20 protein-coding genes are annotated in these 25,516 nt (G+C 73.2%); 11 read left to right on the top strand and 9 right to left on the bottom strand.

Annotated features, from left to right (window positions below; translation table 11 throughout):
* Window positions 1–132 precede the first annotated feature (132 nt).
* Window positions 133–711 (bottom strand): hypothetical protein, encoded by a 579-nt coding sequence (locus ACFZDE_RS11645; RefSeq protein ID WP_390993344.1) that lies wholly within the window; start codon window positions 709–711, stop codon window positions 133–135.
* A 275-nt stretch (window positions 712–986) separates the two neighbouring features.
* On the opposite strand from ACFZDE_RS11645, the gene ACFZDE_RS11650 reads away from it, so the two are divergent.
* The 9 genes from ACFZDE_RS11650 (at window position 987) to ACFZDE_RS11690 (ending at window position 13,575) form a co-directional block, all read left to right on the top strand.
* Window positions 987–1,841, top strand: coding sequence for a bifunctional methylenetetrahydrofolate dehydrogenase/methenyltetrahydrofolate cyclohydrolase (locus ACFZDE_RS11650; RefSeq protein ID WP_390993346.1), 855 nt, complete (start codon window positions 987–989; stop codon window positions 1,839–1,841).
* Window positions 1,831–2,340, top strand: coding sequence for a DUF3017 domain-containing protein (locus tag ACFZDE_RS11655; RefSeq protein ID WP_390993348.1), 510 nt, complete (start codon window positions 1,831–1,833; stop codon window positions 2,338–2,340). The genes ACFZDE_RS11650 and ACFZDE_RS11655 overlap by 11 nt, the downstream gene beginning before the upstream one ends.
* Window positions 2,341–2,733: 393 nt before the next feature.
* Window positions 2,734–4,077: a DUF2690 domain-containing protein gene (locus ACFZDE_RS11660; protein WP_391199524.1), complete on the top strand. Its 1,344-nt coding sequence runs from the start codon at window positions 2,734–2,736 to the stop codon at window positions 4,075–4,077.
* A 732-nt stretch (window positions 4,078–4,809) separates the two neighbouring features.
* Window positions 4,810–5,799: a malate dehydrogenase gene (locus ACFZDE_RS11665; RefSeq protein ID WP_030842061.1), complete on the top strand. Its 990-nt coding sequence runs from the start codon at window positions 4,810–4,812 to the stop codon at window positions 5,797–5,799.
* A 223-nt stretch (window positions 5,800–6,022) separates the two neighbouring features.
* Window positions 6,023–7,543: an aldehyde dehydrogenase family protein gene (locus ACFZDE_RS11670; RefSeq protein ID WP_391199526.1), complete on the top strand. Its 1,521-nt coding sequence runs from the start codon at window positions 6,023–6,025 to the stop codon at window positions 7,541–7,543.
* Window positions 7,544–8,026: 483 nt separating this feature from the next.
* Window positions 8,027–9,559, top strand: a complete 1,533-nt coding sequence (locus ACFZDE_RS11675; RefSeq protein ID WP_390993355.1) for a GMC oxidoreductase — start codon at window positions 8,027–8,029, stop codon at window positions 9,557–9,559.
* A gap of 32 nt (window positions 9,560–9,591) precedes the next feature.
* Entirely contained in the window at window positions 9,592–10,668 is a 1,077-nt protein-coding gene (locus ACFZDE_RS11680) for a betaine/proline/choline family ABC transporter ATP-binding protein (RefSeq protein ID WP_390993937.1), read from the top strand.
* Complete coding sequence (locus ACFZDE_RS11685; protein WP_391199528.1) at window positions 10,668–12,617, top strand: ABC transporter permease subunit; 1,950 nt, start codon at window positions 10,668–10,670, stop codon at window positions 12,615–12,617. Before ACFZDE_RS11680 ends, ACFZDE_RS11685 begins: the two co-directional genes overlap by 1 nt.
* Before the next feature lies 1 nt (window position 12,618).
* Complete coding sequence (locus ACFZDE_RS11690; RefSeq protein WP_391199529.1) at window positions 12,619–13,575, top strand: glycine betaine ABC transporter substrate-binding protein; 957 nt, start codon at window positions 12,619–12,621, stop codon at window positions 13,573–13,575.
* A 3-nt stretch (window positions 13,576–13,578) separates the two neighbouring features.
* Here ACFZDE_RS11690 and ACFZDE_RS11695 read toward each other — a convergent pair whose 3' ends face one another.
* Genes ACFZDE_RS11695 through ACFZDE_RS11705 form a run of 3 tightly spaced genes read right to left on the bottom strand, consistent with a single transcriptional unit; the run spans window position 13,579 to window position 15,247 of the window.
* Window positions 13,579–14,298, bottom strand: coding sequence for an isocitrate lyase/phosphoenolpyruvate mutase family protein (locus tag ACFZDE_RS11695; RefSeq protein WP_391199531.1), 720 nt, complete (start codon window positions 14,296–14,298; stop codon window positions 13,579–13,581).
* On the bottom strand, window positions 14,295–14,741 hold the full coding sequence (locus ACFZDE_RS11700) for a carboxymuconolactone decarboxylase family protein (protein ID WP_391199533.1): 447 nt from the start codon (window positions 14,739–14,741) through the stop codon (window positions 14,295–14,297). The genes ACFZDE_RS11695 and ACFZDE_RS11700 overlap by 4 nt, the downstream gene beginning before the upstream one ends.
* Window positions 14,738–15,247: a carboxymuconolactone decarboxylase family protein gene (locus tag ACFZDE_RS11705; RefSeq protein ID WP_390993365.1), complete on the bottom strand. Its 510-nt coding sequence runs from the start codon at window positions 15,245–15,247 to the stop codon at window positions 14,738–14,740. The genes ACFZDE_RS11700 and ACFZDE_RS11705 overlap by 4 nt, the downstream gene beginning before the upstream one ends.
* A gap of 46 nt (window positions 15,248–15,293) precedes the next feature.
* Between ACFZDE_RS11705 and ACFZDE_RS11710 the strand changes: the two genes are divergently transcribed.
* Window positions 15,294–16,682 carry an aminotransferase class I/II-fold pyridoxal phosphate-dependent enzyme gene (locus tag ACFZDE_RS11710; RefSeq protein ID WP_391199535.1) on the top strand — a complete coding sequence of 463 codons (1,389 nt, stop codon included), beginning with the start codon at window positions 15,294–15,296 and terminating at the stop codon, window positions 16,680–16,682.
* A gap of 48 nt (window positions 16,683–16,730) precedes the next feature.
* Complete coding sequence (locus tag ACFZDE_RS11715; RefSeq protein ID WP_390993369.1) at window positions 16,731–17,198, top strand: carboxymuconolactone decarboxylase family protein; 468 nt, start codon at window positions 16,731–16,733, stop codon at window positions 17,196–17,198.
* Between the two features lie 67 nt (window positions 17,199–17,265).
* Here the strand turns inward: ACFZDE_RS11715 and ACFZDE_RS11720 are convergent, their stop codons facing one another.
* From ACFZDE_RS11720 to pabB, 5 genes are read right to left on the bottom strand one after another with little or no spacing between them, the layout of a single operon-like run.
* Window positions 17,266–18,063, bottom strand: a complete 798-nt coding sequence (locus ACFZDE_RS11720; protein WP_390993371.1) for an aminotransferase class IV — start codon at window positions 18,061–18,063, stop codon at window positions 17,266–17,268.
* Window positions 18,064–18,072: 9 nt separating this feature from the next.
* Window positions 18,073–19,251: an FAD-dependent monooxygenase gene (locus tag ACFZDE_RS11725; RefSeq protein WP_391199536.1), complete on the bottom strand. Its 1,179-nt coding sequence runs from the start codon at window positions 19,249–19,251 to the stop codon at window positions 18,073–18,075.
* Window positions 19,248–20,807 (bottom strand): AMP-binding protein, encoded by a 1,560-nt coding sequence (locus tag ACFZDE_RS11730; protein WP_391199538.1) that lies wholly within the window; start codon window positions 20,805–20,807, stop codon window positions 19,248–19,250. Before ACFZDE_RS11730 ends, ACFZDE_RS11725 begins: the two co-directional genes overlap by 4 nt.
* Before the next feature lie 23 nt (window positions 20,808–20,830).
* Window positions 20,831–22,354, bottom strand: a complete 1,524-nt coding sequence (locus ACFZDE_RS11735; protein ID WP_391199540.1) for an AMP-binding protein — start codon at window positions 22,352–22,354, stop codon at window positions 20,831–20,833.
* The gene (gene pabB / locus ACFZDE_RS11740) at window positions 22,351–25,503 is read right to left on the bottom strand and encodes an aminodeoxychorismate synthase component I (protein WP_391199541.1); all 3,153 of its coding nucleotides are present in this window, start codon (window positions 25,501–25,503) and stop codon (window positions 22,351–22,353) included. Before pabB ends, ACFZDE_RS11735 begins: the two co-directional genes overlap by 4 nt.
* Window positions 25,504–25,516 lie beyond the last annotated feature (13 nt).

Below are 25,516 nucleotides of genomic sequence, written 5' to 3' on the forward strand. Positions count from 1 at the left end.
CCTGAACAGCTACCACCGTCAGAGTAGGGCGACGCACCAGGGCCGTGCCCCCCTCGTACGGGTGAGACACGGCCCTTGGATGTGTTTGGCGTGAACCGCTCCGGTCGTCGACCGGGTCCGCTCGGTGTCCGCTCAGTAGCGGGGGCGGTTGAACCAGGCCTTGCCGTTCGCGTTGCCGACGAACACGGCCACCAGAATGGCGAGAACGGTGTGCACCAGGCCCACGATGACGAACGGGTAGATGCCGAGGACCGCCGTGATGATGGCGAAGACCAGGATGGTGACCCGGGCGCCGTTGCCGCCGTTCTTGAACTTGGTCGCCAGGACGGCCGCGAACACCAGCCAGGCCAGACCGAAGACCACGTAGCCCCAGATCACGCCGGTCGAGTCACCGACCAGGTCCTGGAAGGCGGTGTTGTCCTTGAGGGACTCGTCGTCCTTCGCGGCGTTCAGGGCCGCGGCGGCGAACGCGAAGATGGCCACGCCCACGACCTGCAGACCGACGATCACCCACAGCATCACGCGGGCCGCGCCCACCGAGCCGGGCATGGTGGTCGGCGCGGCGGGGCCGCCGTAGGGGGAGACCGGAGGGGCCTGCGGGTAGCCGTAACCGGGCGCCTGCCCCTGGTCCTGCGGGTATCCGTAGCCCGGCTGCTGCGGCTGCTGCCCCTGGGGGGCGCCGTAGGGGTTGTTCGGGTCGCCGTAGCTCATGGGGGACTTTCCTCCGTTGGTCCGAGTGCGGGGACGACGCGTGACATCCGCACGGAGGAAAACCTTCAGTATTGCGACCGTCCCCCCGTTGAGCTGCCCGCGGCACTTGTCGGGTCATCGTTCTTCACCGCGGACCAGCTTGTCCAGCCGCATTCCCGATGTGTTGTGCAAGTGCAACATCGCTGATCATGGGCGGATACGGCAGGACGGACCCCCCGGTGCCCGGATTGCGGGCGGATTGGAACCACGGCGGGGTCATCCGCGAGGATGGGGCCATGACCGCCCAGATTCTCGATGGCAAGGCCACCGCAGCCGCGATCAAGTCCGATCTGACCGCCCGCGTGGCGGCGCTGAAGGAGAAGGGCGTCACGCCCGGCCTCGGCACGATCCTGGTCGGGGACGACCCCGGCAGCCAGAAGTACGTCGCCGGCAAGCACCGCGACTGCGCGCAGGTGGGCATCGCCTCCATCCAGCGCGAACTGCCCGCCACGGCGACCCAGGACGAGATCGAGGCGGCCGTCCGCGAGCTCAACGAGGACCCGGCCTGCACCGGGTACATCGTGCAACTGCCGCTGCCCAAGGGCATCGACGAGAACCGCATCCTGGAACTGATGGACCCGGACAAGGACGCGGACGGGCTGCACCCGATGAACCTGGGGCGCCTCGTCCTCAACGAGCCCGCCCCGCTGCCCTGCACCCCGAACGGCGTGCTGACGCTGCTGCGCCGCTACGGCGTGGAGATCAAGGGCGCCGAGGTCGTGGTCGTCGGACGCGGGGTGACCATCGGCCGGCCGATGCCGCTGCTGCTCACCCGGCGCAGCGAGAACGCCACGGTGACGCAGTGCCACACCGGCACGCGTGATCTGTCGGCGCACCTCAAGCGCGCGGACATCATCGTGGCCGCGGCCGGTTCCGCCCATCTGATCCGGGCCGAGGACGTGAAGCCCGGGGCGGCCGTCCTCGACGTCGGCGTCTCGCGCAGCGCCGAGGGCAAGATCGTGGGCGACGTCCACCCCGACGTCGCCGAGGTCGCCGCCTGGATCTCCCCCAACCCCGGCGGAGTCGGCCCGATGACCCGTGCCCAGCTGCTCGTCAACGTGGTCGAGGCGGCGGAGCGCAGTGTCGGCTGAGCACCGGGCCGCGGGCGGGCACGGAACGTCCGAGGGGCACGAGTCGCCGGAGGACCTCACCGTCCGGGACCCCGTCAGCGCGCCCGACGCCGAAGGCCGGCCGCGGCGGGTCACCCGGCGCTTCCCGCTGTTCACCAAGGACACCGCGCGGCCCGAGGGTGGTGGCCGGGCCGCGCCCGGGGACGCGCCCGCGCCCGCCCGGCAGTGGCCCGTCCTCGCCGTACTGGGGCTGGCCGGGCTCGGGCTGCTGGTGACGGCGTTCGGCCAGTTCCGGATCGGGACGCTGCTGATCGGCGTCGCCCTGCTGGGCGGCGGCGCGCTGCGCTGGCTGCTGCCCGACGTCGGCATGCTGGCCGTACGCTCCCGCTTCACGGACATCGTCACCTACGGCCTGCTGGGCACCGTGATCGTGCTGCTGGCGCTGATGGCACAGCCGAGTCCGTGGCTGCAGATCCCGTTCCTGAAGGACACGCTGCACTTCACGGTCACCAGCGAGTGACGAGGACGGCGGTCCGTCCTCTCCCCCGAGGAAGGACGGCCCGCCGTCACCACCCACCCTCGGGCACGGCGAACGGCCTGTTCAACGGCTGTCAGAGCGCTGTGGCACGGAAGTGACAGTTCCGGTACGTCATGCTTCCGGTTCGGATCCGATACCGCACAAAGTGGTGCGACGACGGGGTTGGCAGGGACAATCAGGACGGTCCAGGGTGCAGCGCGCGCGGACACCGTGCTCCTGTGCGCCCCCCGTCAGGGAACTGAGATCCTGAGTGGACGCATCCCTGTGGGTATCCACACGGGGACTCGGCCAAGGCCGCCGCGCGCGGGGCGAACAGCGCGAGAAATATCAGCACGACCGGGGGGAAGAGGGGGAGCAATGCCTCGTTGGAAGGCCTTGCCGGATGAGCTCGATCCACAGATCAGGGAGTTCACCAGCCAGCTGCGCAGACTCGTGGACCGCAGCGGTCTGAGCATCGCGTCGGTCGCGGACCGCACGGGCTACAGCAAGACGTCGTGGGAGCGATATCTGAACGGCCGGCTGCTCGCGCCGAAGGGCGCGATCGTCGCTCTGGCCGAGGTCACCGGCACCAATCCGCTGCACGTGACCACCATGTGGGAGCTCGCCGAGCGCGCCTGGAGCCGCTCGGAGATGCGGCACGACATGACGATGGAGGCCATACGGATCTCCCAGGCGCGCGCCGCGCTCGGGGAATTCGGCGGGCAGGACTTCTCCGACCCCGCGGCCCGTGGCAAGGCGGGCTCGGCGGGGGAGGGCCGGGCCGGCTCCGCGGGTGGTGCCAAGCCCGCCCGCCGCGGCGGCGGCACCACGGTCACGCCGGGCATCGCGGGACCGGCCGGTGTGGCCCCGACCGTGCCGTCGCAGCCGACGGCGCCGGAGGTCCAGGACTCCACGGGCGCGGGTCTGCGGGGGGAGGGCGGCCGGGCCGCCGAGCCCGAGGTCAACTCGTGGGGCCTCGCCGGGTACCAGGGGCCGTCGCCGAGCGGGGGGCGCTCGGCGGGAGCCGGTACGGGCCGGGGATCCCGGCCCGGTGCGGGGTCAGGGGCCTCCGCCGGATCGCCCGAGGGCCCCGGCTGGACGCCCGGCCTCGGGTCGGATCCGTATGCCGAGCCCCAGGACGCCGTCCCGGGGCGGGCCGGTGGCGCGGGTGCCGCCGGTGCCGCCGGCGTCGGTGGTGGGGGGAGCCGCCGGGCCGGTTCCGCCTCCGGGGCCGGGGCCGGCTCCGCGGGCAAGAAGCGGACCGTGACCTTCCTCGCGGGGGTGGTGGGTGTGCTGGTGGTGATCGCCGGTGCGTTCTACCTCACCGGGGGTGGTGGCGACGACGAGGCCAAGGGCGGCACCACCTCGCCCTCGCCGACCGTCAGCAGCGACCAGAAGCTGCCGCCCGGCGTGAAGTGCGTCGGCGACAGCTGCACCGGCAAGGACGCGGAGGCCATGGGGTGCAGCGGTGACCTGGTGACCACCGCCCAGACCGCGACCGTCGGCACGACCGTCGTCGAGGTCCGCTACAGCGAGACCTGCAAGGCGGCCTGGGGCCGCATCACCCAGGCGACCCAGGGCGACGAGGTCCAGATCAGCTCGGGCAAGGCGAAGGAGACCGGCAGCATCACCGCGGCCGGTGACGCCATCGCCTACACCCCGATGGTGTCGGTCGACTCCGCCGCGGACGCCAAGGCCTGCACGACGTTGGCCGCCGGCCAGAAGGGCTGCACGGACTAACCCCGTCGGCTTCGCGGCGAGCGGCCCCGCCGGGCCGAGGGCTGTGTCGGCCGGTAGGGCGGGCGGTCCCGCTGGGGTGAGGGCTGTGTCGGTCGGTAGGGCGGGCGGCTTCGCTGGGGTGAGGGCTGTGTCGGTCGGTCAACGGGCTGCGCCGAGTGGTTGCTGGGCTGTTCCGCCGGTCCGCGGCTGCGTCGGCTGGTCGTCGGGCGGTCGTTGGGTGGTTCCGTCGACAGGGCGGCTTCCACCCCGCCGGTTGCGGGGCGGCTGCGCAGGTGGGCGGCTTGGCCCGCCTGTTGCCGGAGAGCTGTGGAAGATGGCATGGTCCGCCGGTCGCCGGGGAGCTGCGGTAGATGGCACGGCCTGCCCGTTGCCGGGGGCTCTACCCGCGGACGGCCCGGCCCCGTCGGTCGCCCGCGCGCTTCCCGGCCCCCGCGAAGAAAATTCCGAACGGGAGGACTGCCCGGGGGGATCGGGGGCACGCGAGACGTACCCCCACGGGAGTCCGGCATGGTCGGTATCCCTCAGGCGGCCGCCTTCGTCCTCCTCTCCCGGACGGGCGGCCGTCTCTTGTGTGGGGGACGGGGTTGTGGGCCGGGCCACACCGACCCGGACGTCCGGGATCCCGGATGCGCGATAGCCTGACCGCTGGATGGATCTCTTGACGCCAAGAGATCGATCAAACGTCCGGGGCAGGGACCCCGCCCCACCGCCAGCTGTCATACGGAGAACGCCATGACCCGCACTCCCGTGAACGTCACCGTCACCGGCGCGGCCGGCCAGATCGGTTACGCCCTGCTCTTCCGCATCGCCTCCGGTCAGCTGCTCGGCGCGGACGTGCCGGTGAAGCTGCGCCTGCTGGAGATCACGCCGGCCCTGAAGGCGGCCGAGGGCACGGCCATGGAGCTGGACGACTGCGCGTTCCCGCTCCTCCAGGGCATCGACATCACCGACGACCCGAACGTCGCCTTCGACGGCACCAACGTCGGTCTGCTCGTCGGCGCCCGCCCCCGCACCAAGGGCATGGAGCGCGGTGACCTGCTGGAGGCCAACGGCGGCATCTTCAAGCCGCAGGGCAAGGCCATCAACGACCACGCCGCGGACGACGTCAAGATCCTGGTCGTGGGCAACCCGGCGAACACCAACGCGCTCATCGCGCAGGCCGCCGCCCCGGACGTACCGGCCGAGCGCTTCACCGCGATGACCCGCCTCGACCACAACCGCGCGCTGACCCAGCTCGCGAAGAAGACGGGCTCGACGGTCGCCGACATCAAGCGCCTGACCATCTGGGGCAACCACTCCGCCACCCAGTACCCCGACATCTTCCACGCCACCATCGCCGGCAAGAACGCCGCCGAGGTCGTCAACGACGAGAAGTGGCTGGCCGACGACTTCATCCCGACCGTCGCCAAGCGCGGCGCCGCCATCATCGAGGCCCGTGGCGCCTCGTCGGCCGCGTCCGCCGCCAACGCCGCCATCGACCACGTCTACAGCTGGGTCAACGGCACCGCCGACGGCGACTGGGTCTCCATGGGCATCCCGTCCGACGGTTCGTACGGCGTGCCGGAGGGGCTCATCTCCTCCTTCCCCGTCACCACCAAGGACGGCTCGTACGAGATCGTCCAGGGCCTGGAGATCAACGAGTTCTCCCGCGCCCGTATCGACGCCTCCGTCAAGGAGCTCGAGGAGGAGCGCGAGGCGGTCCGCGGCCTCGGCCTCATCTGATCGGATCCCCTCCGGGTCTCCCGCGAAGGCCCCGCACCGGTTCTCCGGTGCGGGGCCTTCGCGTTGTCCTAATCGTTCCGTTTGTCCGCATCTCCCGTGACACAGCCCACTTTCGGTCACGGACACGCATGCATCCCGAGCAGCAGGGCAGGCGAACTCGGTCCCTTAGTGACACGTATGTGACACAGGGGCGCTGATCAGGAACGGAAGGCGAAGAGCGATCATGGCGGTAAGTACCGAACTTCAGGCGCGTGAAACCATCCATGCGGGAGGAGAGTGGCGAGCGGCCACCTCCGGGGCCACGCGCGAGATCCTCGACCCCGCGGACGCGCTGCCCTTCGCCGTGGTCGCGGAGGGCGACGAGAAGGACACGGATCTGGCGATAGCCGCCGCCCGGCGCGCCTTCGACGAGGGCCCGTGGCCACACACGCCCGTCGCCGATCGGGCCGCGCTGCTGCGCCGCGTGGCCGACCTCCTCGTGCGTGACCGGGAGAAGCTGGGCCGTCTGGAGGCCCAGGACGCGGGCAAGACCGTCGAGGAGGGCCGTGTCGACATCGACTGTGTCGCCGACGCCTTCCGCTACTTCGCCGACCTGGTCGCGGGCGAGGCCCCCGGCCGGGTCGTGGACGCGGGCTCGACCGACATCCACAGCGTCGTCGTGCACGAGCCCATCGGCGTCTGCGCGATGATCACGCCCTGGAACTACCCCCTGCTCCAGGCCAGCTGGAAGATCGCCCCCGCCCTCGCCGCCGGCAACACCTTCGTCATCAAGCCGAGCGAGATCACGCCGATGACGACGATCGCGGTCATCGACCTGCTCGTCGAGGCAGGGCTGCCCGCCGGGGTCGCCAACATCGTCACCGGGCCCGGCCATTCCGTTGGCGCCCGCCTGGCCGAGCACCCCGACGTCGACCTGGTGTCCTTCACCGGCGGCCTGGTCAGCGGCACCAAGGTCGCCCAGGCCGCCGCGCCCACCGTCAAGAAGGTCGCCCTCGAACTCGGCGGCAAGAACCCCAACGTCGTCTTCGCCGACGCCTGCGCCACCGAGGAGGGCTTCGACACCGCCGTCGACCAGGCCCTCAACGCCGCCTTCATCCACAGCGGCCAGGTCTGCTCGGCCGGTGCCCGCCTCATCGTCGAGGAGTCCATCCGGGACCGCTTCGTCACCGAACTCGCCCGGCGCGCCGAGAAGATCCGCCTCGGCCGCGGCACCGAGGACGGCGTCGAGTGCGGGCCGCTCGTCTCCGAGCAGCAGCGCGCCAAGGTCGAGATGTACGTCGAGTCCGCCCTCAAGGAGGGTGCGGTGCTGCGCTCCGGCGGCAAGCGCCCCGAGCCGTCCGCGCAGCGCCCGGAGAACGGCTACTTCTACGAGCCGACCGTCCTCGACCACTGCCACCGCGAGATGCGTGTCGTACGGGAGGAGGTCTTCGGGCCGGTCGTCACCGTCGAGACCTTCCGCACCGAGGACGAGGCCGTCGCCCTCGCCAACGACACCGAGTACGGTCTCGCGGGCGGCGTCTGGACCGCCGACGCGGGGCGCGCCCGCCGGGTGGCCGGCCGGCTGCGCCACGGCACGATCTGGATCAACGACTTCCACCCCTACCTGCCGCAGGCGGAGTGGGGCGGTTTCGGCAAGAGCGGAGTGGGGCGTGAACTGGGCCCCGCGGGCCTCGCCGAGTACCGGGAGACCAAGCACGTCTACCAGAACCTCGCACCGAAGCCGGTGCGCTGGTTCGCGGGCTGACCCCCGCCCTCGCCGGGCCGTCGGCAGGCGATGCCGGGCTTCAAGGGGAAGCGACCCCTGAGGGGCCGGGCGATTCCTGAGAGACAGGCGATTCCCACCGGGCCGCCGACCTCCGAGGGGCCGCCGCCCCGGAGGAGACGCCGACTCCGGCCGGGACCGCCGCCCCGCACCGGGCCACCAACCCGCACCGGGCCGCCGACCCGAAGGGGACGCCGATCCGAAGGGGACGCCGATCCGAAGGGGACGCCGATCCGAAGGGGACGCCGATCCGAAGGGGACGCCGATCCGAAGGGGACGCCAACCCGCCCCGGTCCGCCAACCCCGCGAGGCCGCCAACCCCGCCAGCCCGCCCACCCCGCCAGGCACCACCCGACCGCCAACCCGGGCCACCCCCAGACCCGGGCCGATCCCCTTACCCACCCCGCGCTGACGTACCGCCCGCCCCCAGCCCGTTCACTTCATCCCCACTGGAGCAAGTACGCCATGTCCCACACCAGCCATGAGTACGACTACGTCGTGATAGGCGGCGGAACCGCTGGTTCCGTGATCGCCTCCCGTTTGACCGAGAACCCCGACGTCACCGTCGCCGTCATCGAGGGCGGCCCCAGCGACGTCGGCCGTGACGACGTGCTGACCCTGCGCCGCTGGATGGGCCTGCTGGGCGGCGAGCTCGACTACGACTACCCCACCACCGAGCAGCCACGCGGAAACTCGCACATCCGGCACAGCCGGGCCCGCGTGCTGGGCGGCTGTTCCTCGCACAACACCCTGATCGCCTTCAAGCCGCTGCCGGCGGACTGGGACGAGTGGGAGGCCGCGGGCGCCAAGGGCTGGGGCGCGGTGCAGATGGAGGCGTACTTCGCCCGGCTCAACAACAACATCGTCCCGGTCGACGAGAAGGACCGGAACGCCATCGCCCGCGACTTCGTCGACGCGGCCCAGGAAGCCCTGGGCGTGCCGCGTGTGGAGGGCTTCAACAAGAAGCCGTTCACCGAGGGTGTCGGCTTCTTCGACCTTGCCTACCACCCCGAGAACAACAAGCGCTCCTCCGCGTCGGTGGCGTACCTGCACCCGGTGATGGACGAGCGGCCCAACCTGACGATCATGCTGGAGACCTGGGCGTACAAGCTCCAGCTCGACGGCAACCGCGCCGAGGGCGTGCACGTGCGCACCAAGGACGGCGAGGAGATCCTCGTCAAGGCCCGGGGAGAGGTCCTGCTCTGTGCCGGCGCCGTCGACTCGCCCCGGCTGTTGATGCACTCCGGCATCGGCCCCAAGGCCGACCTGGAGAAGCTCGGCATCCCCGTCACGCACGACCTGCCGGGCGTCGGCGAGAACCTGCTCGACCACCCCGAGTCGGTCATCGTCTGGGAGACCAACGGCCCCCTCCCGGAGAACTCCGCGATGGACTCCGACGCGGGCCTGTTCGTGCGCCGCGACCCCGAACAGCCGCACCCCGACCTGATGTTCCACTTCTACCAGATCCCGTTCACGGACAACCCGGAGCGACTGGGCTACCAGCGGCCGGAGTTCGGCGTCTCGATGACCCCGAACATCCCCAAGCCCAAGAGCCGCGGCCGGCTCTACCTGACCAGCGCCGACCCCGAGGTCAAGCCCGCCCTGGACTTCCGCTACTTCACCGACGAGGACGACTACGACGGCAAGACCCTCGTCGACGGCATCAAGATCGCCCGCGAGATAGCCAGGACCGAGCCGCTGGCCGGCTGGCTCAAGCGCGAGGTCGCCCCCGGCCCGGACGTCACCGGTGACGAGGAGCTCAGTGAGTACGCGCGCAAGGTCGCGCACACCGTCTACCACCCCGCCGGCACCTGCAAGATGGGCGCCGCGGACGACGGGCTCGCGGTCGTCGACCCCGAGCTGCGCATCCGCGGCCTGGAGGGCATCCGGATCGCCGACGCCTCCGTGTTCCCCACCATGACCACCGTCAACCCGATGATCGGAGTGCTCATGGTCGGGGAGAAGGCCGCCGAGCTGATCGGTGGTGGTGTGAAGTGACCGCGACCCTCGAACCCCCCACGGAGCAGACCATGGCCACGGACACCACCCCCGTCTTCTCGGTGGAGGGCCTGTGGAAGGTGTTCGGCCCCAAGGCCGAGCGCGTTCCCGGCGACCCCGAGCTCACCGCCCTCGACTCCGCCGAGCTGCGCTCCCGCACCGGCTGCACGGCCGCCGTCCGCGACGTCAGCTTCGATGTGCGCAAGGGCGAGGTCTTCGTCGTCATGGGCCTGTCCGGCTCCGGCAAGTCCACGCTGGTGCGCTGTCTGACCCGGCTCATCGAGCCGACGGCCGGGACCATCGCCATCGACGGCGAGGACGTCCGCGCCATGGACCGCGCCCGGCTGCGCGAACTGCGCCGCCACCGCGCCGCGATGGTCTTCCAGCACTTCGGCCTGCTGCCGCACCGCACCGTCCTCGACAACGTCGCCTACGGCCTGGAGATCCAGGGCATGGGCAAGGCCGAGCGGCGCGAGCGGGCCGCCGAGGTCGTCGCCAAGGTCGGCCTCGAAGGTATGGAGCACCGCCGCCCCAGCCAGCTCTCCGGCGGCCAGCGGCAACGCGTGGGCCTGGCCCGGGCGCTCGCCGTCGACCCCGAGGTCCTCCTCTTCGACGAGCCGTTCAGCGCGCTCGACCCGCTCATCCGGCGCGAGATGCAGGAGGAGGTGATCCGGCTCCACCACGAGGAGGGACGCACGATGGTCTTCATCACGCACGACCTCCAGGAGGCCCTCAAGCTGGGTGACCGCATCGCCCTGATGCGCGACGGCCGGGTCGTGCAGCTCGGCACGCCCGAGGAGATCGTCGGCTCGCCCGCCGACGACTACGTCCGCGAGTTCGTCCGCGACGTCCCACGCGAGCAGGTCATGACCGTCCGTACGGCCATGCGCCGCCCGTCGGGCGACCAGGACGGCAGTGGACCGGCCGTGCGCCCCGACGCGACGGTGTCCGAGGCGATCGAGGCGGTCGCCCGCGCCGGCGCTCCGGCCCGGGTCATGGACGAGGGCCGGTGCGTGGGCGTGGTCGACTCCGACACGCTCCTCGCCGTCGTCGCCGGCACGGAGCGGCCCGCTCCGCCCGGCACGGAGCAGCCCAAGGAGGCGGTCTGATGGCGACCATCACCGCGAACCCGCCCCGCGTCGGCCTGCCCGGCCTCCTCAGGCACCGGGCCGTCCACAAGCTGCTGCTGCTCGCCCTCGCCGCCGCGATCCTCGTGCCGCTGGCCAACGCCCGCTGGGCGAGCGGCACCTGGCCGAGCGCGCTGACCGTCGACCTCTCCGAGCCGCTCGCCAGGACCAGCGACTGGATCATCGACAACCGCGACAGCCACCCGCTGTTCCTGTACTTCTTCGGCCACGTCAGCAATGTCGTCGTCATCGCCGTACGCGCCGTCTACCTCACCCTGCTGGCCGTCGGCTGGGCCGGCGTCACGGCGCTGGGCGCGCTGGTCGCCTGGCGCGTGGCGGGCGTGAGACTGGCCCTGGGCACCGGCGCCGCCTTCCTCGCCTGCGGGCTGCTCGGCATGTGGGTGCCGACCATGCAGACGCTCGCCCTGATGGTCGTCGCGGTCCTCGCCTCGGCCGTGGTGGGCGTGCTGCTGGGTCTCGCCGCCGGACTGTCCGACCGGATGGACCGCGTGCTGCGGCCGGTCCTGGACACCATGCAGGTACTGCCCGCCTTCGCCTACCTCCTGCCGGTCGTGCTGGTCTTCGGCATCGGCGTCCCGGCGGCCGTACTGGCCACCGTCGTCTACGCCGCCCCGCCCATGGCCCGCCTCACCTCGCTCGGGCTCCGCGGCGCCGACAAGGAGGTGCTGGAGGCCGTCGAGTCGCTCGGCTCCACGGCACGCCAGCGCCTGCTGACGGCCCGGATCCCGCTGGCCCGCAAGGAACTCCTCCTCGGACTCAACCAGACGATCATGATGGCGCTGTCCATGGCCGTCATCGCCGCCGTCATCGGCGCGGGCGGTCTCGGTGACCGCGTCTACCAGGCCCTGGCCTCCGTCGACGTCGGTGCCGCGCTCGCCGCCGGTATCCCGATCGTGCTGCTGGCCGTCGTCCTCGACCGCGTCACCGGCGCGGCGGGGGAGAAGCTCGGCGCCGAACCCGAGCCGCACAGCGGGCGCGGCTGGCTCTACGCGCTCGCCGGTGTCGTCGCCGTGGCGGTCGCCGGGCGGCTCGCGGGCCGCCTCGACTGGCCCGACTCCTGGGTCGTCGGCATCGCCGAGCCCGTCAACCGCGCCGTCGACTGGATGACCGCGCACCTGTACTCGGGCGTCCCCGTCGTCGGCGGCACCGCCGACTGGGCCGGCCACTTCACCACCTGGGTCCTCGACCCGATGCGCGACGGCCTCCAGTGGCTGCCCTGGTGGGCGGTCCTGCTGATCGTCGCCGCCCTGGCCTGGGTCATCGGCACCTGGCGCACCGCGCTCACCGCCGTCCTCGCCATGGCCGCGATCGGCGTCCTCGGCGTCTGGAAGCCGTCCCTGGACACCCTCTCCCAGGTCCTCGCGGCCGTCGCCGTCACCCTGGTCGTCGGCTTCGCCGTGGGGATCGCCGCGGCCCGCAGCGACCGTCTGGAGCGGGCGCTGCGCCCGGTCCTGGACGTGTTCCAGACGATGCCGCAGTTCGTGTACCTGATCCCGGTCGTCGCCCTGTTCGGCGTCGGCCGCGCCCCGGCCGTGGCCGCCGCGATCGTCTACGCGCTGCCGGCCGTCGTCCGGATCACCACCCAGGGCCTGCGCCAGGTCGACCCGGCCGCCCTGGAGTCCTCCAGTTCGCTCGGCGCGACCAGCTGGCAGCAGCTGCGGCAGGTCCAGCTCCCGCTGGCCCGACCGGCGCTGCTGCTCGCCGTCAACCAGGGCCTCGTCCTGGTCCTCGCCGTCGTCGTCATCGGCGGTCTGGTCGGCGGTGGCGCCCTCGGCTACGACGTCGTCTTCGGCCTGGCCCAGGGCGACCTGGCGACCGGTCTGGTGGCCGGCGGGGCGATCGTCTGCCTCGGCCTGATGCTCGACCGGGTGACGCAGCCCACCGAACGCCGTGCGAAGAAGGGAGCGTGACATGCGCGTCCGTACCACTGCCGCCGTCGCCGCGGTGAGCTCCCTGGCGCTGCTCACCGGCTGCGGCGCCGCCGACATGACCAAGCAGGCGTCGCCGTTCGCCAATGCGCAGGGCGCCAAGACCGTGACCCTGTCCGTGCAGTCCTGGGTGGGCGCCCAGTCCAACGTGGCCGTCGCCCAGTACATCCTGGAGCACGAGCTGGGCTACCGCGTCGACACCGTCCAGGTCGACGAGGTGCCCGCCTGGGACGCCCTGAGCCAGGGCCGCGTCGACGCGCTCCTGGAGGACTGGGGCCACCCCGAGCAGGAACAGCGCTACGTCAAGGACAAGAAGACGATCGCGCCCGGCGGCGACCTCGGCGTCACCGGCCACATCGGCTGGTTCGTCCCGACGTACTTCGCCAAGAAGCACCCGGACGTCACGAACTGGAAGAACCTCAACAAGTACGCCGACCAGTTCCGCACCCCGGAGAGCGGCAGCAAGGGCCAGCTGATGGACGGCTCGCCGTCCTACGTCACCAACGACAAAGCGCTGGTGAAGAACCTGAAGCTGGACTACCAGGTGGTGTTCGCCGGGTCCGAGGCGGCGCAGATCACGCAGATGAAACAGTTCGCCAAGGAGAAGAAGCCCTTCCTCACCTACTGGTACTCCCCGCAGTGGCTCTTCGAGAAGGTCCCGATGACCGAGGTGAAGCTGCCGGAGTACAAGGAGGGCTGCGACGCCGACCCGGAGAAGGTCGCCTGCGCCTATCCGCACACCCCGCTGCAGAAGTACCTCAACGCGGACTTCGCGAAGAACGGCGGCAAGGCGGCTGCCTTCCTGAAGAAGTTCAAGTGGACGACCGAGGACCAGAACGAGGTCTCCCTGATGATCGCCGACCAGAAGATGACGCCCGAGGACGCGGCGAAGAAGTGGGTGGACAGCCACGAGTCCACGTGGAAGGCGTGGCTGTCCTGACGTTCACCGCGCCAGCCGGCCGGCGATCTCCCGCAGGGCCTGGGCGGCCCGTCGCTGGAGTCCGGGCCCGAAGGTGATCCGGGTGGCCCCGAGCGCGCCGAGTTCGGCGGGTGAGGGGCCACCGTCGGCCGGGGCCCCCACGTTGACCGGCCCCTGGATCCCGGCCCGCAGCAGCGGCAGGATCTCCGGCGGGGCCCCGATCGGATACACGCAGTCGGCCCCGGCGGCGACGTACAGCGCGGCCCGCTCGATCGCCGGGCCGGGGTCGCCGATCCCACAGGCGAAGGTGTCCACGCGCGCGTTCACGAACAGCCGGTCGCCGGCCGCCTCGCGCACCTCGGCCAGCCAGGCGGCGTGCGCGCGGGGGTCCTTCAGCACCCCGTCCGCCGAGTCCTCCAGGTTGCAGCCGACCACCCCCACCTCCAGCAGCCGCTCCACGAGGTCCTTCGGCGCGAGCCCGTAACCGCCCTCCACGTCCGCCGACACGGGCACGTCGACGGCCCGGACGATCCGGGCGACCGCCGCGAACATCTCGTCGGCCGGGACCTGCCCGTCCTCGTACCCGAGTGAGGCGGCGACCCCGGCGCTGGGTGTGGCGAGCGCGGGGAACCCGGCCTCCGTGAACACCCGCGCGCTGGCCGCGTCCCACGGTCCGGGCAGGACCAGCGGGTCGCCGGGCGCCCGGTGATGATGCAGCGCGCGGAAAGCCTCCACTTTGCTCACGGCGTGTTCCCCCCAGGCGGGATCCGGCGGGCGACCATCACCCGGTTCCAGTTGTTGATGGCGACGACCAGCCCGATCAGATGGGCCAGCCGCGTCTCGTCGAAGTGCTCGGCGGCCCGCTCGTACACGTCGTCCGGCACGAACCCGGCCGTGAGGACCGTGACGGCCTCGGTCAGCGCCAGCGCGGCCCGTTCCCGCTCGTCGAAGACGTCCTCCGCCTCCGCCCACGCGGCCAGCAGATCGAGCTGCCGCTCACTCACCCCGTACTCGCGGGCGAGCGTCAGATGCATGTCGAGGCAGAACGCGCAGTGGTTGAGCTGCGAGGCGCGGATGACGACCAGTTCGGCGAGGGCCGGGTCGCCGAGGCCCTGCTTCGCCGTGGCGCTGACGGCCGACATGGCCCGGCCGACCGCGGGATCCAGCAGCCGGGTCCGGACCGTCACTTGTACTGGCCGGGCTCGTAGTGCCCCGGCGCCATCCGGCAGGTCACCCCGAACCGGTTCCAGGCGTTGATCACCGTGATCGCGGCGATGACCTGCGCCAGCTCGGCCTCCTCGAAGTGCTCGGCGGCCCGCTCGTAGACCTCGTCCGGCACGAATCCGTCCGTGAGGACCGTGACGGCCTCGGTCAGCTCCAGCGCGGCGATCTCCTTCTCGGTGTAGAAGTGCCGCGACTCCTCCCAGGCGCCGAGCTGCACGATCCGCTCGACGCTCTCACCGGCCGCCAGGGCGTCCTTGGTGTGCATGTCGAGGCAGAACGCGCAGTGGTTGATCTGCGAGGCGCGGATCTTCACCAGCTCGTACAGCGTGGGGTCGAGGCCCTTACGGGCTGCGGTCTCCAGCCGGACCATCGCCTTGTAGACCTCGGGCGCGTGCTTGGCCCACTCCAGGCGGGCGGGCCGCTCCGGGGCGTACTCCACGGTCGTCGGGGTGTCGGTGTGTGTCGTCATGCCTCGACCCTAGGAGGGAAGCAGCCCAGGAGTATGGTCCATTTCCATGGCGGAAGCATGGGCCACTCTGGGGCTCGACCTGCTGGTGGAGCCGACCGGGCCGGGACTGCGCCGGGGCCTGACGGACGCCCTGCGCGAGGCCGTGCGCTCCGGCCGGCTGGCCCCGGGCACCCGGCTGCCCTCCTCCCGCGCGCTCGCCGCCGACCTGGGCATCGCCCGCAACACCGTCGCCGACGCCTACGCCGACCTCGTCGCCGAGGGCTGGCTCACCGCCCGGCAGGGCTCGGGCACCCGGGTCGCGGAGCGGGAGGTCGTCCCGCCGTCCGGCACGGCGTCCCCTCCCCGTGCCCTCACCCGCCCGGCCTACGATCTGCGCCCCGGCAGCCCGGACCTCGCGTCCTTCCCGCGCGCGGAGTGGCTCAAGGCCGCCCGCCGCGCCCTGACGGCCGCTCCGTACCAGGCCCTGGACTACGGCGACCCGCGAGGCCGCCCCGAGCTGCGGGCGGCGCTCGCCGGATACCTCTCCCGGGCCCGGGGCGTACGCGCCGACCCCGAACGGATCGTGGTGTGCGCCGGGTTCGCGCACGGCCTGCGGCTGCTCGGCACGGTCCTGCGGGCGCGCGGGGCACGCACGGTCGCGGTCGAGTCGTACGGCCTCGACGCGCACGGGAGGGTGCTGGCCGCGTCCGGACTGCGCACCACCCCGCTGCCCTTCGACCGGCTCGGCACCGACCCGGGCGCAGCGGCGGCCGCCGAAGCCGTCCTCCTCACCCCCGCCCACCAGTTCCCCATGGGCGTGCCCCTGCACCGGGACCGCCGTACGGCCGTCGTGGACTGGGCCCGGCGCACCGGCGGACTGGTGCTGGAGGACGACTACGACGGTGAGTTCCGCTACGACCGGCAGCCCGTCGGCGCGCTCCAGGGCCTGGACCCCGACCGGGTGGTCTACCTGGGCACCGCCAGCAAGTCCCTCGCGCCCGGACTGCGGCTGGCCTGGATGGTGCTGCCGCCGGGCCTCGCCGAGGAGGTGGCGGCGGCGAAGGGCGGTGTCGACTCCTGCGGGGCGCTGGACCAGCTGACCCTGGCCGAGTTCCTCACTTCCGGCGCCTACGACCGGCACGTGCGCGCGACCCGGCTGCGCTACCGGCGCCGCCGCGACGCCCTGGTCGCCGCCGTCGCCGCCCGGGCCCCACAAGCCCGCGTCACCGGCATCGCGGCCGGTCTGCACGTCCTGCTGCGCCTGCCGCCCGGCACCGAGCAGTCGGTCGTCCAGGCGGCGCACTGGCGGGGCCTCGCGCTCCACGGACTCGCCCGCTACAGCAACCCCGACGCACCGGCCGAGCCCCCCGACGCCCTGGTCGTCGGCTACGGCACACCCCCCGACCACGCCTGGTCCGGGGCGCTCGACGCGCTGTGCGCGGTCCTGCCCGGATAATTACGCGAATTGCCCTCCGGAATAGGCGCCGAAGGATATGGTCAATCCATGAGTGGAAATTCTCCCATGTCCCGTGTCGCCCTGAAGAAAATCACCCCCGACGTCTCAGCGGCCATGGGCTCCCTGCATGCCGCCGCCGTATCCGCGGCCCAGGAAGCGAAACTCGAACCGGAACTGCTGGAACTGATGAGGATCCGCGCCTCGCAGATCAACGGCTGCGCGTTCTGCCTCGACCTGCACACCAGGGACGCTCGCGAGCGGGGCGAGACCGAGCAGCGCCTGCACACCCTCGCCGCCTGGCGGGAGACGCCGTTCTTCACCGAACGCGAGCGGGCGGCACTGGAGTTGACCGAGGCGGTGACGCTGATCCACGACGGCCGCGTCCCGGACGCCGTGTACGCCGGGGCGGCCGAGGTCTTCGACGAGAACCAGATCGCGGCCCTCATCTGGGCGGCCACCGTCATCAACGCCTACAACCGCATCGCGACAGCGACGCGCATGGCCCCGAAAAACTGAAGAGAGCGAACGGAATGCGCGCCGGGTCGAATTCGGCCCGGCGTTCCATCTGCCTCGCTCGTCCCTTTCATTCGGCAGGCAGCGGCTCCATCATGCCGTCCAGCCATTCCCGCCATTCCCCGGCCCGTTCCGCCTCAGGCACCCGCAGCTGCCGTCCGGCCCAGCCCGTCACGGGCCTGATTCCGTGCAGTGCGTTCACCAGCCACACCTCACGGCCGTCCAGCCCGGCCACGGTCCGCTCCCGGTGCGCGATCCGAAGCCCGAGGCGCAGCGCCCGCTCCCGCACCAGTCCGGCCGTCACACTCGGCAGCACGGGCAGCCGCGACGGGGGCAGGCACAGGGTGTCGTCCTCCCACCACAGGACACCGGCCGTCGCCGACTCCAGGACCGTGCCCGACGGGGCGATCAGCACCGCCTCCTCCGCGCCCTCGCCCGCGGCCCGGCGCCGCACCCGGGCCAGGGTGTCCAGGTCGGGGCCCTTGCGACGCGGCACGCTCCGAGGGTCGGACTGGCCGGCCGCCCACAGCCGCACCCCCGTGCCGAGCGGCGGGGCGGGCCGCAGCAGCAGCCGCAGCTCCAGGGACCCGGCCGCCAGCTCCACCCGGGGGAACCACACCCCCGAGCGCGGCAGCGCGGCCGTCACGTCCCGCCAGAACGCGGCGAGCCGGACCGGCTCCGGCCCGCCGCACTCGCCGCAGGACCGCGAGAACCGCTCCCGGTGCCGGGCGTAGGCCCGCACCCGGCCCTCGCGCAGCAGCCACGAGTCCGCGACGAGCAGCCGCCCACCCGCCGCCCGCTGAGGGGCCAGGCCACGGCCGGGCGTCCACGCCCACAGGCCTTCCGCCGGCGCCGGTCCTGTCTCCACCAGGCCTCCTCAGTACGTGCGGCCCGCGACCGCCGGTGCCCCGCGCCGGGGTCCGTAGGGCGCGTGCTCCAGCCATGATCCACACCACGGCAGCACCGGCGCCAGGGCCGCCGCGGCCCGCTGCCGGGCCCGGACGATCCGGCGGCGCGGCCGCAGATGGTCCAGGGCCGTGCCCGCAGCGGCCATGTTGAACAGGCCCGCCGCGCGCCGCACCTCGGCGAAGTGCCCGACCGCCGCGCCGGTCCCCGCGGCGATCGCCTCGGCGGCCGCCGCCGCGTCCGCGATCCCGCTGTTCATCCCGCGCGCCCCGAACGGCGGGAAGAGGTGCGCCGCCTCACCGGCGAGCAGCACCCGCCGGTGCGGATCGGTGAACGAGGCCGCCACCATGCGCAGGAAGCGGTACGACGACACCCACAGGATCCGCTCGCCGTACCCCTCCCCGACGAGCGCGGGCAGCCGGCGCCGTACGGCCTCCTCGGTGCCGAAGTCCTCCGGCCGGTCGCCGTCGCGGCACTGGAGGTCGATCTGGAAGCCCCCGGTGAACGGCACCCGCATCACACTGCGCCCGCCCGCCCCGGGATGCTCGTAGTGGAAGACCCGCTCCAACGGCAGCTCGGCGCCCGGCACATCGGCGATGTCCGCGACCACGTGGAAGCCCTCGCCGCGCGTCCCCTCCAGCTCGATGCCCAGCGCGCGGCGGACCGCGGAGCGCGCCCCGTCGGCGGCGACCGCGTACGGGCCGCTCCACACCCGCCCGTCCTCGCCGGTCAGCGACACGCCGGTCGGCGTGGTCCGCACACCCGTCACACGGGCGTCCCACACGACGTCGACCCCGGCCCGTTCACAGGCCGCGCGCAGAAAGCGCTCGGTGTCCCGCTGGCGCAGGCTGGTGAAGGGCGGCGGGCCGGACACGGGCGGATAGGTCCGGGCGTAGACCTCACGGCCCCGGTAGAGGGTGCGCCGGGTGTGCCAGGTCCGTCCGTACGCGGTGATCTCGGCGGCGAGGCCGGGCAGCATCGCGTCCAGCAGGGCGAGGGTCTCGCGGTGCACGAACAGGGCCCGGCTGCCCGGCCGTTCACGCTTCCGCGGGTCGGCCTCCAGCAGCGTGACCGGCAGGCCGTGGGCCCGCAGCGCCAGGGCCGCCGACAGGCCCACGGGCCCGGCGCCCACGACGAGGACCGGGGTCATGCCCGCACCCCCTCGATGAGCATCCGGGCGACCTCCCCGCGCTTGACCTTCCAGGTCGCCGTCATCGGCAGCTCCTCGAACCGCCACTGCCGCGGCTCGGCCAGCGCGGGCAGCCCGGCCGTGGCCCGCCGCCAGCGCTCCGGATCCAGGGGCCGCTCGCCGCGCACGCACACCACCGGCACCGGCTCGCGCTCCGCCCCGCGCACGATCACGACCTCGCGCAACTCCTCCAGCCGGGACATCAGGGCGTCCTCGACCTCCAGATTGCTGTGCACGGCGTCGATCCGGTCGGCCTCCCGGTCGAGCAGGTACAGCGCGCCGAGGCGCCCGCGGTAGCCCAGGTCGCCCATGTCCCACCAGCCGTCGGTGAGCTGACGGTCGTAGCGCTCCTGGAGGCCGAGGTAGGTGAGGATCCGGCCGCGGGTGCGTGCCTCGATACGGCCCGGGGTGCCCGGCGGGACCCGCACGCCGTCGGCGTCGGTGACCCGGACCCGGGTGAAGCCGGGTATCGAGAACCCGACCCGGCGCCCGTCCGCCCGCGCGGCGCTGCGCCGGGTCACCACCTGGAACACCACCGGCCCCGTCTCGCTCTGCCCGTACAGCTGGATCAGCCAGGGCGTGCGGCGCCGGGAGGCGTCCAGCAGCCGCCGCACGGTACGCGGATGGATCGCGTCGAACGTCGAGCCGTACGACCGCACCCGGGACAGCGGCGCCCCGGGCGCACCGGCCAGCTCCTCCCACAGCACGAACGTGTTGGGGTGCGTCTCCACGATGCCGGGCCGGTGCCGGGCCAGCAGCGGCCCGACCGCGGCCGGGTCCGGGTCGGTGATCAGCACCAGCGGGCTGCCGAAGTGCAGGAGCACGCCCAGCAGATGGTAGAAGCGCGAGTGCACGAACGACATGTGCAGCGCGGCCGTCTCACCCCGGGTGGGCCGGCCCATCACCTGCTGCGGCACCAGCCGGTTCCACATCGTCTGCGCGCAGTGCACGGCCAGTTTCGGGACGCCGGTGGTGCCGGAGCTGTGGGTGATCAGGGCGGGTTCACGCGGGTGCAGCCGGACGGGCGGGGGCGGTTCGGCGCCGGAGTGGGCCGCCAGCGGCTCGGCCCCGGGCGCCTCGTCCACGGTCAGTGTCCGCCGCACCAGCCCGGACAGACCGACGTCCGCCAGGCCGGCCAGCGTCGCGCCGTCGGTGATCAGCCAGGGCCGCCGCAGCCGTGCCAGGAGCTGCCCGGCCACCTCGGGGGCCAGCGCGGGCGACAGCAGCACCGGCACGGCCCCGATACGGGAGATCGCGCAGGTCAGCAGCATGATGTCGACGTTGTCCGCCTTGTGCACGACGACCTGCTCCGAGGGGCGCACCCCGGCCTGCCACAACCGGCCGGACACCTCCTCGACCACCTCGGCCAGCACCCGGTAGCTCAGATCGACCCCGAGGTCGGGGGCGACGTCGAGCGGCCGGTCGAGCGTGACGAACACCGTCCCGTGCCGGTCGGCCGCACGCCGGAAGACCGGTCCCAGATAGAACCCTCGGTCGGCGAACAGGGGCTGTCGCATGGGGTCGTTCCTCTCCGTGGTGTTCACCAGGCGCCCTTCCGGACCAGATGGCGGCGCAGCTTCCCGGTCGGGGTGCGGGGCAGCGTCGGCACGAAGCTGACGCTGCGGGGGACCTTGAACGCGGCGAGGCTCTCGCGCGCCAGGGCGAGCAGCTCCTCCGCCAGACCGTCCCGGACCGGCGGGGCGGGGACCACGAACGCCCGCAGCCGGCTCGCGCCGCGCCCGTCGGGAACCGCCACGACCGCCACCTCCCGGACCGCCGGATGGCCGCGCAGCACGGCCTCCACCTCCAGCGGCGAGACGGTGATGCCGCCGACCATCTCCATGTCGTCGGCGCGTCCCAGGTGCCGGTAGGTGCCGTCCGGTTCGCGGCGGGCCCGGTCCCGGGTGGCCAGCCAGCCGCCCACGAGGGTCCGGGCGGTCTCCTCGGGCCGGTCGAGGTAGCCGGGCGTCACCGTCGGCCCGCGCACCCACATCTCGCCCTCGTCGCCGTCCGGCACCGGGTGGCCGTCACGGTCGCGCAGTACCACCTCGAAGCCGGGGACGGGCGGGCCGACGGTGCCCGGGTGGTTGTGGGCGAAGCCGTTGGCGCAGAACGCGTGCCCGGCCTCGGTGGAGCCGATCTGCTCCAGCACCGGGGCGCCCAGCAGCGCGCTCACCTGCCGCGCCAGCCCCTCCGGCAGCCCCTCGCCGGCCGACACCGCGGCCCGCACCGAGGCGAAGCAGCCCTCGTGCCCGTGCCCCCGCTCGGCGACCAGCGCGGCGTAGGCGGACGGCACGGAGTACAGCAGTGTCACCCGGTGCCGGGCGACGAGTTCGTCGATGGTGGCGGGCGCCGGGCGCCGGTCCACGAGCACCGCGGACGAGCCGGAGAACAGCGGGAAGACGAACGAGTTGCCGAACCCGTAGGCGAAGAACAGCTTCGACACCGACAGCGTCACGTCCTCGGCGGTGATCCGCAGCACCCGCCGCCCGACCAGGTCGTGGTACGTCCGTGGATCGCCGTGCGTGTGCACGACACCCTTGGGGCGGCCGGTGGTGCCGGACGTGTACTGCACGTAGAGCGGGCTGTGCGCGCCGACCTGGTGGGCGTCGGCGGGCCCGGCGGCGGGGGCGAGGGCCATCAGCTGGTCGGCCCCCAGCCCCGCCCGGCCGCTGAACCGCGTCTCCAGGCCGGGCCCCGTCACACACAGCGCCGGGTCGGCGTCGCCGGCCAGGAACGTGTGGTCGGCGGCGGGCAGATCGGGGTTGACCAGGACCGCGACGGCGCCGAGACGGGCGGTGGCGAGGAACGCCGTGACCCAGGCGAGGGAGTCCGGCAGCGCCAGCAGCACCCGGTCGCCCGGGCCGACCCCCTGCCCGGCCAGCACGGTCGCGGCGCGGGCGGCGAGGTCGTGCACCTCGCCGTGGGTCCAGGCGCGGTGCCCCTGGTGGAAGGCGGCCCGCCCGGTCCAGCCGCGCCGCTCGGCGAGCTCCGCGAGGTGGGCCGCGAGATTGCCGGGCGCCTCGGTCGCGGCCGGGTCCAGGGCGACCTGTGGACTGGTCATCGCCGGGCCTCCCCGGCCGCCCGGGCCGTCCGCCCCGGCGGGTCCTGCCGCGTCCGGTCGGCCGTGTGCCGGTGCAGGGCCCGCATCGGGGCGGCCGTCTTCAGCAGCATCTCGTCGTACTCCGCCTCCGGATCGGAGCCGAGCACGATCGCGCCGCCCGCGCCCAGGTGCATCACGCCGTCGGTGACGACCGCGGTCCGGATCACGATGGCGAGGTCCGCGCCGCCGCCGCAGCCGAAGTAGCCGAGGGCGCCGGAGTACACGCCGCGGGCCTCGGTCTCCAGCGAGTCGATGATCTCCAGTGTGCGCAGCTTCGGCGCGCCGGTCATCGACCCGCCCGGGAAGCAGGCCCGCACGCAGTCCACCGCGTCCGTCCCGGGCCGCAGCCTGCCCTCCACGGTCGACACCAGCTGGTGCACGGTCGCGTACGTCTCCGTCGCCATCAGCCTGGACACCCGCACACTGCCGGTCCGGCAGACCTGCCCCAGGTCGTTGCGCAGCAGGTCCACGATCATCAGGTTCTCGGCCCGGGTCTTGGCGTCCGAGGCGAGCGCGTCCCGCAGCCGGGCGTCCTCCTCCGGCCCGTCGCCCCGAGGCGCGGTGCCCTTGATGGGCCGGGCCTCGGCGGTGCCGTCCCGGCCGATCCGCAGGAACCGCTCGGGTGAGGAACCGGCCACCTGGAGCTCACCGAAGCTCAGGAACGCCGCGTAGGGGGCCGGGTTGTCGCGGCGCAGCGTCCGGTAGTACTCCAGCGCGTCGGGCGGGGCGGGTAACCGGGCGGCGTTCGTCAGGCACACCTCGTAGCTGGTGCCGGACCGCAGCGCCCGCCGGCACGCCTCGATGTCGGCGAGGTACGTCGCCCGGTCGCGCACCAGCCACGGCTCGGCGGCGCCGGAATCCGCCGGGGGCGGCGGCGCGGGCGCGGGCGGCGCGGGTCGGCTCTCATCGGCCACGCAGGACAGAGCGGCGAGCGCGCCCTCCAGCCAGTCCGCGGCCTCCCTCGCGGCCTGCGGGGTGTCCTCCGCGAGGCACACGGCGTAGGTGAAGCCCTCCTCGTGGTCCACCGCGATCACCCGGTCGGCGAACAGCCAGGCGGCGTCCGGGGTGGGGGAGCGGTGCCGGTTGGACGACCCGCAGTCGGCCTTCATCTCGTAGCCGAAGTACCCGACGTAACCGCCGGTGAAGTCGAACGGCAGCCCGGTCGCGTCCACCCGGCGGTTGCCCAACTGCCGTTTGAGATAGTCGAACACGCTCGCCCGGACTCGCCGCAGGGGCCGCCCGGCCCGCTCGATCTCACACCGCCCGGCCTCGACGTCGTACCGCACGAACTCGGCCAGCGGCCCTTGGTCGTCCCCCAGGAACGAGAACCGCGACCGCCCCGGCTCCACGAGCGAACTGTCCAGCCAGAACGCCCGCCGGGACCCCGCGAACATCCGCCGGAACACCCCCTCGGCATCCACCGCCCCCACAACCCGCCGCGTATGCAGCCGATACCCGACCCGGCCGGGGCGCCGGGGGCGGGGGATGGCGGCGGCCACATCGACGGACCCCGCCGATCCGCCTCCGGCCCCGTGCCCACCCTCTTCGGCAACGCCCGACCTGGACGACCCGCCGGGCCCAAAGACGCCTCCGGCGCACGCTCCCGCCCTCGCGCCCGGAACCCCCCGAGCCACTGAGGCGGCTGTACCGGCCGGTCCGCCACCGGACTTGAGGACACCTTCGCCATGAGCCCCCGACCTTGCACCCGGGGCGGCTTCGTCGCGCGGCTCCGGCTGCCGGCCCGGGATGTCTCCGGCGCGCGTGCCCCGCTCCGCGGTCGGGATGCCCTGGGTCGCCGGCGCGGTCGTACCGACCGGTTCGGTGCCGCCGGGCTCGGGCTCGGCCTTGGCGTGCGCCTTCGGCCCGGCGCTCGGGGCGGCTTCGTCGCGCGTTTCGGGCTGCCCGCCCGGGCCGCCTTCGTCGTGCGCTTCGGGCTGCCCGCCCGGGATGCCTCCGGCGCGCGTGCTCCGCTCCGCGGTCGGGATGCCCTGGGGCACAGGAGTGGCCGCGCCGACCGGTTCGGTGCCGCCGGGCTTGGGAGTGCCCTCGGCATGGGCCTCCCGCCCCGCGCCCGGGATGCCTCGGGCGTCCGTGCCGCGTCCCGCGGCCGTGATGCCCCAGGCCGGTGAAGGGGCCCCGTCCGCACCGCCGGGCGCCGCGGCCGCTGTCTCGTTCGGGGTGGGGAGATCGTCCGGCACGGGTGCCGAGCCGATCCGGGTGGGGAGATCGCCCCGCACGGGTGCCGAGCCGGTTCGGGTCGGGGCATCGCCCGGCCGGGGTGCCGAGCCTGCCCGGGTGGGGGGATCGCCCGGCAGGGCGGCCGAGCCTGCCCGGGTGGGTGGGTTTGCGGTGCCTCGGCTGACCGCGGTGACCTGGAAGACCGCCGCGACCACGGGCCGGCGAAGGGCGGCGGTGTCGAAGAGACCCCCCGGCGCGCGCCGGATCCCGGTCTCGCACTCCGGCGGTACCGCCCGGCGCCGAACCGCCGCAGGCATCGTCACCGCCGTGTTCTTCGTGCGCAGCTTGCCCGCCCGCTCGGCGGTGAGGTTGCGGAAGTTGACGAGCATGCGGTGCCCGTACTCCGTGAGGACCGACTCGGGATGGAACTGCACCCCCCACAGCGGCCGGTCGCGGTGCCGCAGCCCCATCAGGACGCCGTCCTCCGCCCACGCCGTGGCCTCCAGCGTCTCCGGCAGGGGCTCGCGCACGGCCAGCGAGTGATAGCGGACGGCCGTGAAGTGCTGCGGCAGCCCGTGGAACAGGTCCCGCCCGTTGTGCCGGATCGTGGACAGATGCCCGTGCCGGGGCTCAGGGGCGGGCCCCACCAGCCCGGACTCCCCGAGCGCGATGCCCTGATGCCCCAGACACACACCGAGCACCGGAACCGGGGAGGTCGCGAGCAGCCTGCTCCCGATGCCGAAGTCGCGCGCCACGCCCGGATGCCCGGGACCCGGGGAGACCACGAGGTTGTCGAACGCCCGCAGATCGGGAAGGCCGTCGACGGACGCGTCGTTCCGGACCACCACCGGCTCCTCGCCGTTGACCTCGGCGATCAGCTGGAACAGGTTGTACGTGTACGAGTCGTAATTGTCGATGAGCAGGGTCTTCACCCGCCCACCTCCC

It is taken from the genome of Streptomyces sp. NPDC007929, from assembly GCF_042959065.1.
Classification (GTDB): Bacteria; Actinomycetota; Actinomycetes; order Streptomycetales; family Streptomycetaceae; genus Streptomyces.

Excerpts from the sequence above, each read along its gene's own strand:
- ACFZDE_RS11710 (WP_391199535.1), top strand. The coding sequence starts at position 15,294 with ATGGCGGAAGCATGGGCCACTCTGGGGCTCGACCTGCTGGTGGAGCCG.
- ACFZDE_RS11705 (WP_390993365.1), bottom strand. The coding sequence starts at position 15,247 with ATGACGACACACACCGACACCCCGACGACCGTGGAGTACGCCCCGGAG.
- ACFZDE_RS11665 (WP_030842061.1), top strand. The coding sequence starts at position 4,810 with ATGACCCGCACTCCCGTGAACGTCACCGTCACCGGCGCGGCCGGCCAG.
- ACFZDE_RS11670 (WP_391199526.1), top strand. The coding sequence starts at position 6,023 with ATGGCGGTAAGTACCGAACTTCAGGCGCGTGAAACCATCCATGCGGGA.
- ACFZDE_RS11690 (WP_391199529.1), top strand. The coding sequence starts at position 12,619 with ATGCGCGTCCGTACCACTGCCGCCGTCGCCGCGGTGAGCTCCCTGGCG.
- ACFZDE_RS11735 (WP_391199540.1), bottom strand. The coding sequence starts at position 22,354 with ATGACCAGTCCACAGGTCGCCCTGGACCCGGCCGCGACCGAGGCGCCC.
- ACFZDE_RS11645 (WP_390993344.1), bottom strand. The coding sequence starts at position 711 with ATGAGCTACGGCGACCCGAACAACCCCTACGGCGCCCCCCAGGGGCAG.
- ACFZDE_RS11685 (WP_391199528.1), top strand. The coding sequence starts at position 10,668 with ATGGCGACCATCACCGCGAACCCGCCCCGCGTCGGCCTGCCCGGCCTC.
- ACFZDE_RS11680 (WP_390993937.1), top strand. The coding sequence starts at position 9,592 with ATGGCCACGGACACCACCCCCGTCTTCTCGGTGGAGGGCCTGTGGAAG.
- ACFZDE_RS11715 (WP_390993369.1), top strand. The coding sequence starts at position 16,731 with ATGAGTGGAAATTCTCCCATGTCCCGTGTCGCCCTGAAGAAAATCACC.
- ACFZDE_RS11675 (WP_390993355.1), top strand. The coding sequence starts at position 8,027 with ATGTCCCACACCAGCCATGAGTACGACTACGTCGTGATAGGCGGCGGA.
- ACFZDE_RS11725 (WP_391199536.1), bottom strand. The coding sequence starts at position 19,251 with ATGACCCCGGTCCTCGTCGTGGGCGCCGGGCCCGTGGGCCTGTCGGCG.
- ACFZDE_RS11730 (WP_391199538.1), bottom strand. The coding sequence starts at position 20,807 with ATGCGACAGCCCCTGTTCGCCGACCGAGGGTTCTATCTGGGACCGGTC.
- ACFZDE_RS11650 (WP_390993346.1), top strand. The coding sequence starts at position 987 with ATGACCGCCCAGATTCTCGATGGCAAGGCCACCGCAGCCGCGATCAAG.